The 18,315-nt window shown below is 46.2% G+C and carries 16 protein-coding genes; 1 reads left to right on the top strand and 15 read right to left on the bottom strand.

Translation table 11 applies throughout. The features are described 5' to 3' along the window. Nucleotides 1–6: 6 nt before the first annotated feature. The 10 genes from HW988_RS04745 to HW988_RS04700 form a co-directional block, all read right to left on the bottom strand. Complete coding sequence (locus HW988_RS04745) at nucleotides 7–1,272, bottom strand: ankyrin repeat domain-containing protein (protein ID WP_181606432.1); 1,266 nt, start codon at nucleotides 1,270–1,272, stop codon at nucleotides 7–9. Continuing rightward, nucleotides 1,269–2,003, bottom strand: a complete 735-nt coding sequence (locus HW988_RS04740) for a TIGR02147 family protein (protein ID WP_181606431.1) — start codon at nucleotides 2,001–2,003, stop codon at nucleotides 1,269–1,271. Before HW988_RS04740 ends, HW988_RS04745 begins: the two co-directional genes overlap by 4 nt. A gap of 122 nt (nucleotides 2,004–2,125) precedes the next feature. After that, nucleotides 2,126–2,791 carry an XdhC family protein gene (locus HW988_RS04735; protein WP_181606430.1) on the bottom strand — a complete coding sequence of 222 codons (666 nt, stop codon included), beginning with the start codon at nucleotides 2,789–2,791 and terminating at the stop codon, nucleotides 2,126–2,128. Continuing rightward, a complete protein-coding gene (locus tag HW988_RS04730; protein ID WP_181606429.1) occupies nucleotides 2,784–3,356 on the bottom strand; it encodes an NTP transferase domain-containing protein in 573 nt (190 codons plus the stop codon). The genes HW988_RS04735 and HW988_RS04730 overlap by 8 nt, the downstream gene beginning before the upstream one ends. Before the next feature lie 81 nt (nucleotides 3,357–3,437). Next, nucleotides 3,438–5,012, bottom strand: a complete 1,575-nt coding sequence (locus tag HW988_RS04725; protein WP_181606428.1) for a DHA2 family efflux MFS transporter permease subunit — start codon at nucleotides 5,010–5,012, stop codon at nucleotides 3,438–3,440. Beyond that, on the bottom strand, nucleotides 5,012–5,935 hold the full coding sequence (locus HW988_RS04720; protein WP_181606427.1) for an HlyD family secretion protein: 924 nt from the start codon (nucleotides 5,933–5,935) through the stop codon (nucleotides 5,012–5,014). The genes HW988_RS04725 and HW988_RS04720 overlap by 1 nt, the downstream gene beginning before the upstream one ends. A 131-nt stretch (nucleotides 5,936–6,066) precedes the next feature. After that, the gene (locus HW988_RS04715) at nucleotides 6,067–7,569 is read right to left on the bottom strand and encodes a chemotaxis protein CheW (RefSeq protein ID WP_255490310.1); all 1,503 of its coding nucleotides are present in this window, start codon (nucleotides 7,567–7,569) and stop codon (nucleotides 6,067–6,069) included. Then, nucleotides 7,569–8,399 carry a protein-glutamate O-methyltransferase CheR gene (locus HW988_RS04710; protein ID WP_181606426.1) on the bottom strand — a complete coding sequence of 277 codons (831 nt, stop codon included), beginning with the start codon at nucleotides 8,397–8,399 and terminating at the stop codon, nucleotides 7,569–7,571. The genes HW988_RS04715 and HW988_RS04710 overlap by 1 nt, the downstream gene beginning before the upstream one ends. 3 nt (nucleotides 8,400–8,402) lie before the next feature. Further along, entirely contained in the window at nucleotides 8,403–10,115 is a 1,713-nt protein-coding gene (locus HW988_RS04705) for a methyl-accepting chemotaxis protein (RefSeq protein ID WP_181606425.1), read from the bottom strand. A 396-nt stretch (nucleotides 10,116–10,511) separates the two neighbouring features. Beyond that, entirely contained in the window at nucleotides 10,512–11,963 is a 1,452-nt protein-coding gene (locus HW988_RS04700; protein ID WP_181606424.1) for a lytic transglycosylase domain-containing protein, read from the bottom strand. Nucleotides 11,964–12,297: 334 nt separating this feature from the next. Here HW988_RS04700 and HW988_RS04695 point away from each other — a divergent pair, with 334 nt between their 5' ends. Further along, nucleotides 12,298–13,056, top strand: a complete 759-nt coding sequence (locus HW988_RS04695; RefSeq protein ID WP_181606423.1) for an alpha/beta fold hydrolase — start codon at nucleotides 12,298–12,300, stop codon at nucleotides 13,054–13,056. On the opposite strand, the gene HW988_RS04690 is transcribed toward HW988_RS04695, so the two are convergent. The 5 genes from HW988_RS04690 to HW988_RS04670 form a co-directional block, all read right to left on the bottom strand. Next, a complete protein-coding gene (locus tag HW988_RS04690) occupies nucleotides 13,049–14,143 on the bottom strand; it encodes a 2-methylaconitate cis-trans isomerase PrpF family protein (protein ID WP_181607588.1) in 1,095 nt (364 codons plus the stop codon). The genes HW988_RS04695 and HW988_RS04690 overlap by 8 nt on opposite strands. Nucleotides 14,144–14,233: 90 nt before the next feature. Next, complete coding sequence (locus HW988_RS04685; RefSeq protein ID WP_181606422.1) at nucleotides 14,234–15,274, bottom strand: cytochrome d ubiquinol oxidase subunit II; 1,041 nt, start codon at nucleotides 15,272–15,274, stop codon at nucleotides 14,234–14,236. Next, nucleotides 15,267–16,580 (bottom strand): cytochrome ubiquinol oxidase subunit I, encoded by a 1,314-nt coding sequence (locus HW988_RS04680; protein WP_181606421.1) that lies wholly within the window; start codon nucleotides 16,578–16,580, stop codon nucleotides 15,267–15,269. Before HW988_RS04680 ends, HW988_RS04685 begins: the two co-directional genes overlap by 8 nt. A gap of 135 nt (nucleotides 16,581–16,715) precedes the next feature. Continuing rightward, the gene (locus HW988_RS04675; RefSeq protein ID WP_181606420.1) at nucleotides 16,716–17,954 is read right to left on the bottom strand and encodes an MFS transporter; all 1,239 of its coding nucleotides are present in this window, start codon (nucleotides 17,952–17,954) and stop codon (nucleotides 16,716–16,718) included. Between the two features lie 47 nt (nucleotides 17,955–18,001). Further along, complete coding sequence (locus HW988_RS04670; protein WP_181606419.1) at nucleotides 18,002–18,229, bottom strand: hypothetical protein; 228 nt, start codon at nucleotides 18,227–18,229, stop codon at nucleotides 18,002–18,004. Between the last annotated feature and the right edge of the window lie 86 nt (nucleotides 18,230–18,315).

Below are 18,315 nucleotides of genomic sequence, written 5' to 3'. Positions count from 1 at the left end.
GGAACGTTACCTGTTTCCAAGTGAGCCATGACTTAGAAGTGCGTCCTTCGCAGCTGTCGTCGTAACGACATCAATCGCGCGCAGACCCAAGCTATCTACAGTATTTACATCAACACCCAACGTAACGAACTTATCGACGCAGGCTTTGGATTTGCAAAAATAAAGCATCGTGCGACCGTCATTATCAGTCTTAAAAGGCGAAGCACCGTGCTTAATAAGCAAGTCCACCAATTCAGAATTCTCTACCGCTCTTGATAGTGTGGTCTGCCCAAAGCTGATCTTGTTAGGGTCTGCTCCCAGATCCAACAATGTTTCGACAGTGCGATATACACGAGTGACGGGATAGTATTTCTCTTCCAAATTGGTCAAAGCGGCATCTAAGGGACCAAATACATTTCCATTCAGCTGATACAAATCCGCTCCTCTTTGTACGAGCGTCTTAATAGACTCTATGTTGCCGGCCTTAGCTGCAATTGAAAGAGGATAATACACTCCCTGAACGGCGTTGACATTGAATCCCGCATCCAGAAGAATATTCAACGCATCGATACGTCCCAAGATCGCAGCAAAGGAAACCGGTGGCAAAATAAACCATTTTTCATTGGGAATCTCTTTAATCAAAGGATCATATCGGTAAATCAGAACTTGCTCGGTATATCCCAACTGCGGAGCCAACATGCGAACACAATCCAGTTTGTTTTCATAAATCGCGGTTGCCATTCTTTCTGAAACAGATCTTAATGGATCCAAAGAACATTTCGGAGTCGGCGTACTGTCCAGAGCGTTTACTCCGTCGGCTCGGTAGTAGTCGCCGATTTGCATTGAGATACGATAATCAGATCTTTCCCCGTCATTAACTTCAAAGTGTCCCAATCCCGCATACTCGTGATGAATCAAGACATATTGATCCGATTCCTTCGCCTTCATGAAGCGCTCGACATTGCAAAGGATACGAGGCACGCCCTTATCATCGCGGAAATTCAGACACGTTTTCTCTGCAGCTCCCACCGTCAGAACGGTTTCAGTGCAACTGACAGTCGCATTCGCCATTTGCTCAAGCATGGTTCTGTAATACTCTTCGTGGGTGATTCCCATAGGTAATTGCAAAGTGGCCGAATCCCCTTTGATAATCCATCTTTCGAATTCATTGCGAATTTCGCCGATTCGCATCTCACACTGATCGCCGCCATTACCGCGATCTTGACCATCAATGAATTGTCCGTATGCAAATGAAGACAAGAAACTTAAGGCAAGTACCAAGACAGATTTCATACAGTCCTTCTTGTGGAAACGGGTACCAATTGAATATTCAAATTATAAACTTCGGTTTGATTTCCAGTTTCCATCACATCAGCCATTTTGTGGCGGAACTCCTGAATGATCTTCTTTGCCATCGGTAATTTTTTAAGATCGATGGCCATAGTGATGCTGGTTATATCTCGCAGGTCCAAGGGCGTTTCATTAAGCGAAATCATCGCCTGTTCGATGCTTTGGCGGTGAGATATACGCAAAGCCTGAGAGTCCAGTCCATTCCCCGCCCGCACACTCTTATTTGTCTTGATCAATTTTCTGCCGTTTAATTTGATGGCGCCAACTTTGCGAAGACGAGACAAAGCTTCCATCGCTTCAAGAACAGAAATACCCAGGCGTTTGGCGATCCACTTGGGATCTGCTTGAAAATCACAAGTGTCTGCCAAGGACAAAATAGCAAAGTGATACCAATCAGCGAGTACCGCAAAAGCATCATTGGACAGGAAATGATAATCAGAGCGATCCGAGAAAGTCAGATTCTTAGCCGGTGCCTCGAGCAATTGATTCATCTCTGAAAGGCCCAGGCGGTCGGCAATTTTAACTTTCATCTTTTTACTGAGAGGACGTTTCCCGGAAAGAAGCTCTGACAGGCGGCCCGGAGAGATTTCCAGGAAGTCCGCAAAAGCGCGCAGCGAGTAACTTTTATTGTCTCGCTTGCGACGTAATAGTTCAGTTTTAATGATTTCAACCATATCCGTTCCCGCTTTAGGGAAGGGACATAGCCGGAGACAGAGCCGGAATCAATGGTTTTGAAACATAGTGTTCCCATTTTCGGGATCACTTTGTTTATGAGCCCAAAAACACTGAATTCGTTTCAATTCATTCTTCCTCTGAGCAGAATCTCCACCACAATACTCAAGGCCGTTTCATCGGGATTGCGAGCCCCGATATCCACACCAGCCGGAAGATACACAGGCTCTTTAGCCATCTTCTCCTCTGATCTGTTTAAGTGTCTAACGATGCTTTGTGCGCGCTTATCATCCCCCACGATTGCCACATGCGACGAACGAGCGATCACGGCACAGGCCACCAGATCCAGATCCCTCGGGGTTTGGGTGCCGACAATGACGATCTCGTCGGCGCGAAAGACCAAGCTGCTTAAATCCGTTTCAATACGTGGTTGAAAGTCTAAAAGCATTAAATGCCGTTCAAGACTTTCCGTCACTCGAGAGCGGCCATATAAAACACACTTCTTAGATCTCAAAGGCGGCTGCTCGATCCATGGAGTTCCGGGAACCAGGACTTCGCGCAGACTGCGCATGTTAGTTCCTCTGGCCCGGGCAATTTCTGCAGCCATCTGAATCAAAACATCAGCGAACTCGATTCCTTCCATTTCCGAGGTGTCGTTAATCTGCAGTCGCCATCCATAGGTCGCTGCCAGTCCACTTGCTGCGCCAGCAAACTTTAAGGGAATGTCCACTTGAATAGTTTCACCAACAGGAGCTCTTTCAATGCCAAGGCCAAAGAAATCTTCACCCATGTTGTGATACCAGGGTTATAGAGAAGTCATCAGAGGGCTCGATGTCCGCCGAATAATTTTTAGCAACCGCCAAAGGTGCAACACGTAACGGGTACCGTTTTAAAAGATAGGAGCAATCATGATCCCCATCTTCGTATTGCAAAATGTCGGGAACAAATTCGCGTGGTATTAGCATCGGTTGAAGGTTTAAAGATCGGCCCGAAGGATGCACGATGCTTTTGCCCAATTGCTCTCTGAAAAGGCGAACCATGTCCTGCAGAACATTCAAGTCTTGATTAATGTCATCAGCACGCAAGACCAGAACCCCGTCATAGTATTTGCGTAAATGAGTCAGACCGTTGCGAATGGAACTGTGTTGTCCCAAGGCGAAGTCAGAATTGTAAGTGACCTTCAACGGAAGATCGCGAAGAGCCTGATAATAAGCCTCCGTATCCTGATCCGTGACGGTTATAACTTCTTCGAATGGAATATTCAAAATATCCAAAATGTTTTCACGAATCAGGGATTTCCCCACGACCGGCGAAAAACTTCCTGCTGCTATCAGTACGCATGAAATTCGGCTCATATCCAGTTCCTTTTTTTAGAACCTAGGATACGTTCGCGGTCAGAGAATATCTAAGAAGACCTGCGGGGACTGTTAAAAGTCCTAGTGTGCTTCTCCGCCGCCTCCACCTTTTACTTTATCGCACAATAAAATTAAAACAGAGCTGGCAATCAAGGCGATAGCGACTGTCTTAAAGCAATCATTGAAACTCAGTAAGTTTGCCTGCTTGCGAACCAACATATCAACTGTCGCAATGGCTTTGTGATGAGCCGTCGTCACATCAACACCACTGCTCATAAAGAAATTCTGCAGATCAGAAATACGGTGCTGAGTATTTTTATGAAATAGACTGACCCCTTCAGTAAGCATCGCCGAGTGGAATTTCTCGCGGTGACTCATCATGGTCCCCAATAGGGCAATACCCACAGAGCCGCCCAAATTTCGCAGCATATTAAACAGCCCCGAAGCAGAACCTACATCCTGAGGAGCGACCAAGCCCGTGGTAATCGTTGAAAGTGGAATCATCAGCAAAGGTTGCCCCATAGCTCTGACAATCTGGGACCACATCAGTTGATCATATCCCACGTCAGCAGTTAGATGACTGTTCATTAAACAACTGATACCGAAAATATTAATTCCCACAAACGCGAGCCAACGCGCATCCACGCGGGCCAGAATCTTAGGTACAAAAGGTAGGATCAAAAGCTGAGGAATCCCCGCCCACATCATGGTACGCCCGATATCTATCGAGTTATATCCTTGAATGGTGGCAAGGTAGAGTGGGAGCAAGTAAAGCGCACCATACATCGCTAGTCCCACCACAAAGTTCACCAGACATCCGAATCCAAAGTTTTTCTGCATTAACAGACGCAAATTGATAAAGGGATTTTTAATTCGCAACTCAATCACCAAAAAGGCGATTAAGAAGACCACGGATAAAATCGCCAACCACACGATCGTCGTCGAGTTAAACCAGTCTTTGCGCTCGCCCTCTTCCAGAAAAATCGTCAGAGAAGAAAGCCCCACCGCCATAGTAATAATACCCCAGCGATCGATTTGCTTTAAAAGTTCCAGTTGTTTGGGAGCCTTTTCAATTCCGAAATAAATCGCTGCCATCAAAAATATGCCCGGGATCAAGTTCATATAGAATACGACCGACCAGTGAAACATCTGAGTCAAATAGCCACCAACCGTAGGACCAATCGCTGGCGCAAAGGTCGCAGTGATGGCAAACATCGCCATCCCCACATTACGTTTGGAAGGTGGCATTCTTAAGATCACCTGAAATGCCAAAGGAATTAAGGCTCCGCCTGTGGCCCCTTGCAAGGCACGAAAGACAATCATCGATTCCAAATTCCACGCAAGACCACAAGCCACCGAGAAAATTAAAAACAGAATAGATGTCCAAGTCAGATAAGTGCGTAGGGAAAAAACTCGGGTCAACCAACCGCTGATCGGAATGATCACTATTTCCGCCACCAGATAGGAAGTGGAAATCCATGAGCCTTCTTCAAGGGTGGCACCTAATCCCCCCGTGATGTCACGAATAGAAGCGTTGGTGATTTGAATATCGAGGATCGCCATAAAGGCACCCAGCACCGCACCGAAAACCGCGAGCCAGGCTTTGAAATCCATTTTAGGTTCAGCGCTTGAACCATGAGCTACCGCTGTAGACATTAGTGAATTCTGACGGAGACTTCGGTGGACATGCCAGAGATCAGCTTATCTTCGTAGCCTTTCATATCTTCTTTATCGAAAACTATTTTAACAGGAATACGTTGCACGATCTTGGTGAAGTTTCCAGTAGCGTTATCGGGAGGCAACAACGAGAACGTAGAACCCGATCCCGGAGACACGCTGTCTAAGCGACCCAAGAATGATTTACCCGGAATTGCATCAACTTTGATTTCAACCTTTTGTCCTGGTTTAAAATGGCGAATCTGATTTTCTTTAAAGTTTGCTTCAATCCAAGGGTCTTCCTCGATCAAAGCCATCAATGGTTGGCCTGGTTGCACCAGCTCCCCGGTTTCGACATTTCTTTTACCGATTTTTCCATCTTCAGGAGCCACGATTGTCGTGTATTCCAATTGCAGTTGAGCTTTTTGAAGCTCGGCCTCTGTGACTAAAGCATCCGATTGATATTGATCAAATACCGGGCGTTCGGAAGGACCCAGATTTTCAAATCCATTAAAGCGTCCCAAGTCACGGTGCGATTTTCCATAGCGGGCTTGGGCGGCTTTGACTTGAACTTCATAATCACGTTTATCCAGACGAACTAAGACATCACCTTTTTTAACGTGCTGATTGTCCTGCACCATCACTTCCAGCACAGTTCCGACAATGCGCGGGCTCACGGTATGTAAGTGCGCTTTTACGAAAGCATCATCTGTGCTTTCAAAGAAAAAGATATTGTAGCTTGCTGTGGAAATCAGAATCAAAGCGCCAATACCACCCCACTTGACGATCTTTTTCTGCTTGGGATTCAAATTGATTTTGCCCAGAGGACTCTGCTTGATTTTTTCTTTAAGGGCCGGAGAAATAAGTTTGTCGGAAAATGAACGAAACGTTTGCGCCCATTGCGGCGTTGCTACTGAAGACATAGAGAACACTCCATCTGGAATGCTCTTGGTTTAACAAATGTCATTTACTAAGGCAACTAAGCTTCTCGATTTATTTACCGAGCCCCCAATAGTATCGTGAGGTTAGGGCCCAGAAGTTCTCTCGAGAAACTCTACGCTGCATTTCCATTCGGATTCAGAAGCTTACTCAGAACTTCAGGCATGTCGAGCACCATGAAGATTTTCTTATTCCCTGACAGATCCGGCATCTCGATGACCTCTTGGATGTCACCGCGAAGTGCGGTGATGGCATCTTTGGCAAACAAACTGGGGATCTTAATCTTTTTAGCTTCATCAACAGTATCAATCGACTCTACGGAATCTACCAGCAAACCAATTTTACCCTGAGCTCCGCGCACGATCAGAATGCGCGAGTTCGAGTAGTCGCCAGTATACGTCATCCCGTAATACATTCTTAAATCCACCAAAGTCACCACTTCGCCGCGCATGTGTTGAACACCGACAACATAATCGGGATAACCTGGAGGCTTCACCATGTCTTCAGTCAGATTCGCGATCTCATCCACGCTGCTTAAGCGAGTGGAAAGCATGTATTCAAGTTTGAACGAGATATACGGATGGCGCTCGCCTGCGGTTTCTTTCTCCAGCGCTTTGGCGTTTTCTTTGGAATAAAGCGCACTGTGACCGCGGGTAAATTCGTGAATCTCGCCTTCGCTGAAAAGCTGATCTTCTGCAAGGAGCAGAACATTACAGGTTTCTGAAACCGCTAGCATCCCTCGCATCATGTTCACCTTTTCCTGCTTGAACATCGGAATCGGCAATAGATCTTCCTCAAAATAGGTTTTGATACTGTCGACGGAGTCAACCAAGAAGCCGATATAGAATTCTTGAATCTTAAGAATGATAATTCGTTGTGCTTCAGCATCCAGCGTCCGACTGACCTCTTCGACCTGTAGAAATTTTTTAAAGTCGAGGACGGGAATCACGACTCCGCGCAAGCTTACAACTCCCAGAGAGTAATTGACCTGCATCGAACTTCTTTTAATTTCAGGTACACGGATGATCTCGCGGATAGCTGATAAATTCATTCCAAAATCGCGATTGCCGGATTTAAACGTTATGCACTGACGACGAGTGAATTTCTTTTTCTTAGCCTCGTCGCCGCTATCTTGAGAACTCGTCATAAGACTTGCGATATTTTCAATTTTTAAAAGCGACGCTGGCTCAATCACTTCCACCAAGCGCTCACCGTTATTCAATTTTAAAACTGATTTCACAACGGAGCGAACACCTTCGGGATTATCGTTAAAATGGCAAACTGAATCCATCGGAACATTCAAAATTTCCGACGTTGAATCAAAATACAAACCTATCTTCACACCTTCAGCCACCACGACAGCAATTTTGCCCGTAGCTCCCTCAGAGTGGTTTAAATCGAGCAGTATTCCCACATCAACCACAGGGATGACAGTTCCACGCAAATTAAAAATTCCTTTTAAATAGGAAGGAGCCAACGGTACCGGACTGATGGCATCTGGTACATTGACGACCTCCTGCAAAGACACGACGGAAATCGCAAGCTCGGTCGTGCCCAGTTTAAACGAGGCAAACATTTGCAGCTTATTTAAAACTTTCTTGCCACTCATAGCACTCATCACGCAGCTCTCTTGTAAATTAGGGGCTTGGAGTATTCAAAAGACGTTTTCAACCGGGCCAGGGATTCAGCTTCCCCAATAATCAGCACACCTTGAGGTTTCAAGCTTGCATACATATTGCGTAGAACCAATTCCTGATCCGGCTCATTAAAGTAAATCAAAACATTTCGTAAGAATACGATATCGAAAAAAACCGTGCGCGTGCCGCGAGAATGCAGATTGTGCACGAAGTATTCAATATTACCCAGAATGGTTTCGCACAGGTGTGGATCACCTTTGGTGCTATTGATAAAATAGCGATGAAACAATTGCGGCATTCGGGAGCGAATGTCGTCAATACTGCGTGTTTTATAAACCCCTTTGCGGGCGTTATCCAAAACATCGGTATCAATATCAGAGGCATAAATCTTATACTGAAAACCGGGTGTGGAGCGCTTATGTTCCTCGCACATCATTCCAATACTGGCGGATTCTTCCCCCGTCGAGGAAGCCGCTGACCAGATGCGCAGAATTTCGCCCGGATTATTTTTGCTCCAGTTTTTCAGGAACTCGTTTCCAAAGTAGTCCCAAATCACTGGTGTTCGAAAGAAAATAGTTTCATTCGTAGTAATTGTATTTACGAACTTTTGAATCTCTTCTTTGTGGGATTCCAAATAGTCAATATAGGCTTCAGCTGTCGCAAGGTTCAGTTCTTTCATACGAGGACGAATACGGGAGAACAAGAGTTCCCGCTTTCGCTCTTCCATAGTGATACCCGTATGCTGTTTTACCAGACTGATCAGCCGGCGCAATGCCGGCCCACTCAAAGTACGTTCAGCTTCAGTTGACATATATTAAACCACGAATCTAGAAACAGTTTTGTTCAGGTCTTCCGCTCCACTCACCAGAGATTTCGTTGCACTGGCAATGTTCTCTGACGCTTGAGCTGATCTTGTCGCTTCGTTGGCAATGTACTGAATCGCCTGGCTGATGCCTTTTGCGGATTCGGATTGCTCCTCGGCGGCCACGTTAACTTCAGCAATGGACTGAGTCGTTTTCTCAATACCAGAGACGATCTTATTGAAAGCCTCTCCTGCTTGTTTGGAAATGGCACTGCCCTGCTCAACACGTTTTACGGATTCGTTGATCAGTTTAGAAATCTCTTTAGTCGCCTGAGATGAACGCTCTGCCAATTTGCGAACTTCATCCGCCACAACCGAGAATCCTAAGCCATGCTCACCCGCACGCGCCGCTTCGATTGCCGCATTGAAGGCTAACAAATTCGTTTGGCTGGCGATCTCGCTGATCACTTTGATGATCTCGCTGATGTCTTCGGATGATTTATTTATCAGCTCCATCGCTTCAATTGATTTCGAAATGGATTGGCTGCCTGTTTCCGCTTCCTTATGAGTGACTTTGGCAAGCTCGTTGGCTTTTTTTGTATTGTCAGCAATGGAAGCAATCGACGCTGTGAACTCCTCGATAGAGGCATTCATCTCTTCAACCGTTGCACCCAGACTGTGGGCACCGCCGGCTACGTTATTTGATTGATCGGCAATGGATTTGGAAGAAGTCCCGAAACCACTCGCTGATTCGACCACTTTACCGATAACGCCGCGAAGGTCGCGCATCATCGTCGAGATACCTGCCGCCAACTGTCCCAACGCATCTGTACCTTCCACAGTAATCTCTGTACTTAAATCGCCAGCAGCGGCGCGGTTCACCACCGTCAAAAGTTGATCGACTTTCTTTTGGTCGTCTTCCGCTTTGCGTTTGATAGATTGCTCAAGTTCATATTGTTCAGTGATATCTGATGCGAATTTCACAACCTTATAGGGCTTGCCACTTGCATCCATAATGGGATTATAAGTCGCTTGAATCCAAATCGTGCGATTGCCTGAACCCTTGCGCATATAGCGTCCGGAATCAAATTCTCCACGATTCAATTTTTTCCAAAAACTTTCATAATCTGAAGAGCGAACATGGTCAGAATCACAAAACATGCTGTGATGTTTGCCCTGGATTTCCGAAAGACTATAGCCTAACGTTTTAAGAAAGTTTTCATTGGCATTGATGATCGTGCCATCAAGATTAAACTCGATGACAGCTTGAGCCTTGCCGATCGCAGAAATTTTACCCTCGTCTTCAGCGCTTTTCATCTTAGCCGCAGTGACGTCGGTAGCGAATTTTACAACTTTATAAGGTTTGCCTTCACTATTTAAGACCGGATTGTAGGAAGCATTGATCCACACCACACGACCATCTTTGCTGATGCGCTTGAACTCACCGGAAGCAAATTCTCCTCTGGCCAAAGCCTGCCAGAATTTCTTATAATCGATACTGCGAGAATACTCTGCATCACAGAACATTGAGTGATGCTGCGCTTGGATTTCATCCAAGGAATATCCCAACGTCTTTAAGAAATTTTCATTCGCTGTCACAATCGTTCCATCAAGATTAAACTCGATGATGGCTTGTACTTTGTGAAGAGCCTCAAGGGTTTGCCTTAACTGGCTCACTTCATCTGATTCTGTCCCTGATGTTTCAATAAGACGTGCAGTTGACATTCATTTTCTCCTTATAAATATCGATATTCCCTATTTCGGCAAAAAAAATATGAGGTATGAACTTTTGTATGACGTTATCGGAAACTTAATTTTCCTGCTTCAGTCCGATCCGAATAAAGTTTCTTGATAACTCTCAAGCAATCAAAATAATAACCAATTCATATTTGTTTAGAGTTTACTCACATCTACGCACCGCAATCGTGAATAACTAAACTATACGACATTTGCTTTTATATACCGAATTAAGTTTATAATTTTCTCGAAAATAGATTCTCGTAAAAACGTTTTGAAACTGGAATCTGTAATGCTGGTGTATCGAAAATGAAAAAAGCAGACGGAAGACGTCTGCTTTTCTTGATCACTTAAAGTGACTGACAATTATTATGATAAGGCAACTTATTGATTCGCACCCAAAATTTGCGGCTTCACCAGAATCGACTGATAGATCTTATAGTTTCTTTTTACCAGTCGAACATATTCGCGAGTCTCCGTATATGGAATCATTTCCACGAACAAATCGATATTCTCAGTAGGATAACGTTTTTGCCACTGACGAACCATGGCAGGTCCCGCATTATAGGCAGCCAATGCCAGCTCTACAGATCCGAAATCAGCGATCAGTTGCGCCAGAAACTCAGAACCAGCGTGGATATTCGTTTCAGGATTTAAAAGCTGCACAGGCTTTTTAACGCCAAAGTGCTTAGCCGTCGGATAAATCAACTGCATAAGACCTGATGCGCGAGCGCGGCTGCGAGCCGCCTTGTTAAAGGCGCTTTCTTGACGAATCAGAGCTTTCACCAGGATAGGATCTGCACTCTTACTGTTTTCAACGATTTCTTTCCAATAACGAATTGGGAAAAGAAGATTTGCGACAGATGTCGTTAAGGATTCTGGATGATCTGCCAAATACTTATGAAGAGCCTGGAACACTGACAAGTCAGCACCATTAGCACTCATCAATACCAACATGGAAGTCTGGAATGGCTGAGGCAATGAGCGGAATTTTTCCAAGTTCATTTTACCAGCTAAGTATTGAACCGTCTCGGGGCGCTCGTCTTGAGTTAGCTGAACCATGGAAGCCAGCAAGCGATCCCATTCCGGATCACCACTCTCCACGCCCAGATACCATTGCGAGGGAGCCGCTGGAGATTGAAAAGTACTTACCAAAATGCCATATCCACCCAATGGATTTGCCTGTTTGCTTTCAGCAGTGACAGCGCAAAAGCTTTTTAGGTATGCCTGACGATCGCGCATGCCACGCTCCATAGGAGCTGGGTATTTATCCAGATACTCGACCGCGCGAGCACATTCATTTTGTTGAATCGCGAAAACAGCCAAACGGAACACGCTTTCCGTTTTAGAGATATTATCGCACGCCAAAACTTTTTCATGCAGTTGCTTGGAAGTATCGCGAGCTCCCTGGTCCGGGAAATCCAATTCCAGGGAGTATCCCAGAGCCTGGCTTTCCAGCGCTTTATCACAATTAAAGTCTGCGACCAACTCTTCACCATGTGTGACACGTTTCTTAGAACTCCAACCGCGAAACTTTTTAAGGAAAGCGGATTGCTGCTTTTTATCCGGGTTGTCGTTTTTAATGCGCTCAGCCCGAACCGAAGTTGCCATATCAGCGGCTGGATCTCTGGCATCCAAGCTGCCATAAGGTTGTGCCTTCAGTTGAGATTTTAAATATTCGATCGTTGCATCCTGGCCTTGAGCCAAAGCTTGATCCAAAGTTAATGCACCTGCTGGTGGTGGTGTTTGCACCACATCTGCTACCGCCGTCGGTTGACGGGATTTAGAGGCACAGGCTGCTAAAAATACGAATGAAATAAGAACTAGTTTGCGCATATAAACTTATCGGATTTTTGCCCGATTTTCCGTGGCCCAGTTTGAGTATATTTAAAAAAAATATAGCGATAATGTTCTGGAAATTGTAGATCCAGGAATCATTCTGGGCCAGCTCGACTTTTCTCGTTTTGAAACAACTGGACTTCAATAAATATCGAAGATGATTGCAAGAAACGGAACGATATCGAAGAAAAGCGGTTTGGCGACTATACGATGATCCCCTGTCAAACAAGGTCCAAGTTTCTGGATTATCATTCCGTGACTATGTATCTTTTCCGCACCTGTTCATTTACCTCCCGCGAACTGATGGACTGATGTTTCAAAGGAGAAATTTATGAAACTAGTGAAACTGATTACGACAAGTTTTGTATTGCTGGGACTGTCACTGCCCGCGTCTGCAAAAACCATCGTCCTGGTTCATGGCGCTTTCGCCGACGGATCTTCCTGGGAAAAAATCATTCCCGCATTAAGATCTGCTGGCCATAAAGTGATTGCCGTGCAAAACCCTCTGACTTCCATGGCCGATGATATTGCTGCAACCACACGGGCACTGGATAACTTAAGCGAAAAAGCCCTTTTGGTCGGGCACTCCTATGGCGGAGCGGTGATCACTCAGGTGGGAACTCATGCGAACGTCGGGGGCCTGGTTTACGTGGCCGCTTTTGCACCGGATGAAAATCAATCGGTCCAAGAATCAGTGGCAAACTATCCGATCCCGCCAGGATTCGGCGAACTGGTGATTGATAAATTTGGCTTTGCCACATTGTCAGACAAGGGCATGAAAGAATATTTCGCCCAGGACGTCGGCGAAGAACAGCAAGGTATTATGCTTTCAACTCAAGGTCCGACTTATGCCGGGATCTTTATGACGAAACTGACGACGGCGGCTTGGAAAACACAACCCACGGCTTATATCGTCGCAGAAAATGATTTTATGATTCAGCCCGATGCTCAACGTGATTTTGCGAAACGCATGAAAGCCACAACATTGAGTCTGCCCTCCAGCCACGTACCGATGATTTCAAAACCTGCCGAAGTCGCAGCCGCTATTTTAGCCGCCGCGGAATTAATGCCAGCGAAAAATATTAAATAAAGACTTCGCCCTGAAATAAAGGACGAGCTGTCCTAAAGAAACTGCCACTGCGAACACTCCAGTGGCCGTTTCTATTTTCAACGTCTGCATCCAACTGCAAAATCCCAGAAGGCATTCCGATACGAACCTGCTTAAGACTGCGACCCTGGACGGCTTCGTGAATCACACTTCCCGGAAGTTTCGCAGTCACCGCAGCACACAAAGAGACCGTCAATGGCAAAGCCTTGTGGGGCTGACCGCTTGCGATCACGCGCATTTCAAAATCCATGTCCTTGTTTGCGGCAGCACTGATGATGCCAATATAAGGAATCGCGATATAATTTTTTGCGTCTTCAACATCTTTGGAAATCCCCATCGCAACCGAAGCGTGACGACGAATCAAATCCAATCTTTTTAACAAATCTTTGGCTTGTTCAAGTTCAATCGGCATTTCTTTGCCGGTCATGCCCACGTCCTGCGCTCGTACAAAAACACAGGCATTGGCAGCATCCACCATAGAGACTTCAATCGGACCGACACCTTGAACCTGCAAAGTCTCGCAGATTTTTCCGGTCGGCAAAAGCTTTCCTGTAGAGGCGCCGCCTGGTTCTTGAAATTCCAGACGAATCGGAGCCCCCGTACCTGAAACTCCAGGAATTTCAAATTTCCCCGAGAACTCAGGTTGAGTATTTTTCAGAGGGAAATATGAATGAATTATCTTTTGGGTATTGGTATTGAAGATGCGCACACAAGCTTCATCCCCCGTGACTTTGCACAGTCCCTGCATAACTGCAAAAGGCCCGATTGCAGAGCTGATATTGCCGCAGTTTCCTTTGTAATCAACCTTGGCTTCAGTGACAGATACTTGCGCAAATGTATAATCCACATCCGCCCCAGGGTGCTTTGAGGTTCGCACGATAGCGACTTTGCTTAGTGAGGAGATACCCCCACCCATTCCGTCTAACTGTCGTCCGTAACTGTCGGGGCTTCCCAGAGCCCGCAAAAACAATGCGTCCCAGGATTTACGATCCGCAGGCAAATCGGTTTCATTGAAGATCAAGGCACGGCTGGTGCCACCTCTCATGTAGAGTGCGCGATATGAAGTCATGTTATCAAACATCATAAACCTATTTGTCTTAAAAAACCAACGGCGTAGTCTGGGGGCAGTTAGAAGGAGGCATTTATGAAGCTCGTCGTATTATTTGCCATCGTTCTTTGTGGAGTCGCCCTGCAAACTTTTGCCTGAAAGCTTAAACACTTTCATAAGGTAAAAAAGGCTGGGAAATATCAAAGCACTGCCGATGCACAAAGCATAGGTTAACTGGCGCAATGTGGCTTCAGGCGCTGCAGCTTGATAAAAAGTCACCGGACCTTGAGGTGTCATCAATGCAGCCGGAGCGATTGCAAAAAACCAGCCCATAATTATCAAAGATACCTGCGCTGCCGCAGTCAAACGAACCAGTAAAGGTTGATTTCGTCTTAATAGCTGCCACAAAAGAAAAAATAGCAACGTAGCAAAAACGACGCAGGCAATAGATAACGGATGCTGCAGAAATGCCGTTAAAAAGGCACTTTGTTCCCAGTAAGCTGCAGCAAAAACCAACCCCCCCGAGCAAATCAAAGCGACATTAAATACAAATCCCCGTTTCCAAAAATATTTTTTCAGCTCCGGATCTTTGGTCTCCCCCACCAGATAGACCGCAGCTAAAAACGCGCAGATGCAAATGGTAAAGCATCCCATTGCAACTGGCACCAGTCCCGACCACGGCGCGACGTACGCCCCGATAAAATCCTGTGCTTCCGGATCTATACGTCCCTGCCATAAACTGCCTGCCAAAACTCCCAACCAGAATGTGGTCCACAAACTGGAGAGGCTAAATATCAACGAGTAAACCCGTTGTGATTTCACATCGTGAACGGCATCGTAATGGCGAAATGTAAAAGCCGTTCCCCGCGCTACAATACCCACCAACAAAGCAACCACGGGAATATGCAGGTGAACCATCACCATCGTAAAAATTGGAGGAAATCCCATGAATAAAATGACGACAATCAGAATGAGCCACATATGGTTGGCTTCCCAGACCGGGCCCATCGCGTCGTTCACCACCGAGCGCTGTTTGGCTTGCCGTTGAGAAAGCGGCAGGAGTTCCAAAATCCCCGCACCATAATCGGCGCCACCCAAAACGACATATAACAAAATCGATGCCGCGATAAAGAATAAAAGAATCTCAATCACCTTGAGCCTCCTTTGTCATATTACCCTCGGCCACCTGAAGTTGGCGACGGAACAACCAAGCTGTCACAAAAGACAAAAAGAGATACAGAACAAGAAACAGATAGAAGTGAAACTGAATACCAGGCATGGGTGTTACGGCGTCCCTGGTTTTCATAACTCCATAAATTATCCAGGGCTGGCGTCCGACCTCTGTGACAACCCAACCTGCCTCAATAGCAACAAACCCCAGAGGTGCCGCACCTATTAAAATTTTTAAAAACCAGTTCGGCAAAATATTTTTCCGAATCAGGAATACATACAAAAGCCCCAACCCGATCATCAACGACCCCAAGCCCACCATGATTTGAAAGGCAAAGTGAGTGACCATGACCGGTGGCCAGTCCTCTCTGGGAAAATCATAAAGGCCTTTGACAGTGGCATTGAAATCATTAAAGGCTAAAAAGCTTAGCATGCCCGGAAGTTTAATCGCCCCGTGTACTTCGCCTGTATTGACGTCAGGAATACCACCTATTATCAAAGACGCGCGCGGCTCGGTATGGAAGTGAGCCTCCATCGCTGCTAATTTTGCAGGTTGATACTCAGCAACTTTCTGGGCTGCGAAGTGACCGACAAGGGGTTGAATGAGAGAAGCCACCGTGGCGAAAGCCATCGCGATCTTAAGAGCCCTCATATGCAATGTCGAGTTTTTCCTTTTTAGCAAAAGGAATGCGTGCATACCGGCAACTGCAAAGCCGACGGCCTGTATCGCTGCGACCTGCATGTGAAGAGTTTGATGAAGCCAGGAGCGGTTAAACATAGCCGCCACCGGATCAATATTGATGGCTTGTCCGTTCACCCATTCAAAACCGGCGGGTGAATTCATCCAGCTATTTGCTGCGACCACGAACACTCCGGATGCAAAGCCGGAAATTCCCACGATCAAGCCCGCTGTCCAATGCACCCAACGATTCATGCGATTCCAACCGTAAAGATAAAGTCCGATGGCAATTGCTTCCAAAAAAAATGCAGTGCCTTCCCAAGAAAAAGGCATCCCGATAATCGCTCCGGCATGCTTCATAAATCCAGGCCACAACAAACCCAATTCGAAAGACAGGACGGTCCCAGAAACCGCACCCACCGCAAAAAGGATCGCGACACCTTTCATCCATAGCTTGGTAAGCTCTAAATCTTCCGTACGATTTTTTTTAAGATAAAGAAAATGCGCCACCGCCATAAAAAACGGCATGACCATGCCGATCGAGGCGAAAATAATATGAAAGCCCAACGAGAAAGCCATCGTTGAGCGTGCGGCAAGTAAATCGTCCATACTTGAAATCCTCACTCCACCTTTAACTACTCTGACGAAGTCAGAGCGATTCAGGATGGGTTCGGGGTGAGTATGGACCTAGATACAAAGATTGAAAATGCGAATGTTAAAAGTGCAACCCTATGTTGCCATCACTTAATACGGTGTGACCTTATCCATATCCATATTTCTTAGTGTCGGAGACTTCCAGGCGATCACACTCACGGTCACCAAACACATCACTGCACCGAAACACGCTGCGGGGACCGTACCAAGAAACTTTGCCGCCACCCCGGATTCAAATTCACCCACTTCATTGGACGAGCCGATGAACATCGAGTTAACAGATGATATTCTTCCACGCATATGATCAGGAGAAGCCAATTGCACCGCAGTACTTCGGATCACCACGCTGACGCTATCAAAGATTCCGCTAAAGCCCAGCGCAAATATGGACAGATAAAAATTCTTGCTGACGGCAAAAACTAAAATGCTCAGACCAAACCCAAAAACGGCAGTCAGCAAATACTTACCCGCATTTTTACGAATAGCGATCCGAGTAAGAATAAAGCCCATCACCATGGCACCAACGGCCGGTGCAGCTCGTAAAATTCCTAAACCGCGGGGCCCCACTGCTAAAATTTCTTTCGCATAGATGGGCATCAACGCTGTTACTCCGCCGAACAATACGGAAATCATATCCAGGGAAAGTGCTGGCAACAAAATCGGATGGCCAAAAACAAAGCGCACGCCTGATTTCAATTCTTCCACCATCGCATGGGATTCTCCAGCACCAGCGGGAGCTTCGATCTGCATTTGAATTTTATAAGTCGCAAACAAAGCACCAATCAACAGGACAAAAATCACCGAATACGCAACTTCCAATCCCAAGAAACCAAAAATCAAACCACCCAATGCCGGCCCCGACACGCGGGCTGTCTGCATCGCTGTGCTCATCCAAGCCAAGGCTTTGGATAAACCTTCTCGCTTGGTCATTTTAGGAAGAATGGCATACATCGAGGGCTGCGAAAAAGCGCGAGCCGCTCCAGAAAAAATCGACGACAGATAAAGGGCCACGATCTGCCAGTGATCTGATAAGCGAGCTCCATAGAATCCCGCAATCAGTAGAATTCCTGCAGAAATCAAACTGCCTTCAAGCACCCAACGATAAACTTTGATAGGACGAGAACGATCGACGATATAGCCTGCATACAAAGCCAGGCCCAAGGCGGGAATGGCTTCCGCAAGTCCCATGAGCCCCAAAGACAAAGGGTCTTGAGTGAGTTCGTAAATTCTCCACCCAACAACCACAGCTTGCATTTGCACAGCTAAGGTGAAGAGAAATCTTGCAGAGATAAGCTTTTTAAAATCAGAAAGAGCCGAGGACGGTTGCATAGGTGACTATACATACGCCCACTGCCTCTCTTGCGCAATTCGCTTTCTCAAACAAAGAAGATCCAGATAATAGCTCCGATTAACAATCCCGAAGCCAAACAGACTCCTACGACTCCCGAGAACACTTTTAAGGGACTTGATTCCAACTCATGAGTTCTGTGAGGTCGCTCAGTCATCCCCTCGACTTCTTCGGGACCCTCATCGTCATCATCCGCAAATCTTTGCTCGCGAATTCTTCTTTGCTCTTTGCGAATTTCCGGTTCGATATCCATCATAACCACCTCACTCGACAGAACAAAATCCGTCTCTATCAGGTTGAAACTTTCGGGAATTGAACTCAAGGAGGAGGTTACTGATTTTG

This window comes from Bdellovibrio sp. KM01 (assembly GCF_013752535.1).
In the GTDB taxonomy this organism is placed as follows: Bacteria; Bdellovibrionota; Bdellovibrionia; order Bdellovibrionales; family Bdellovibrionaceae; genus Bdellovibrio.
Note: the sequence above shows the minus strand (reverse complement) of the source record. Positions and strands in the feature narration are given on the sequence as shown.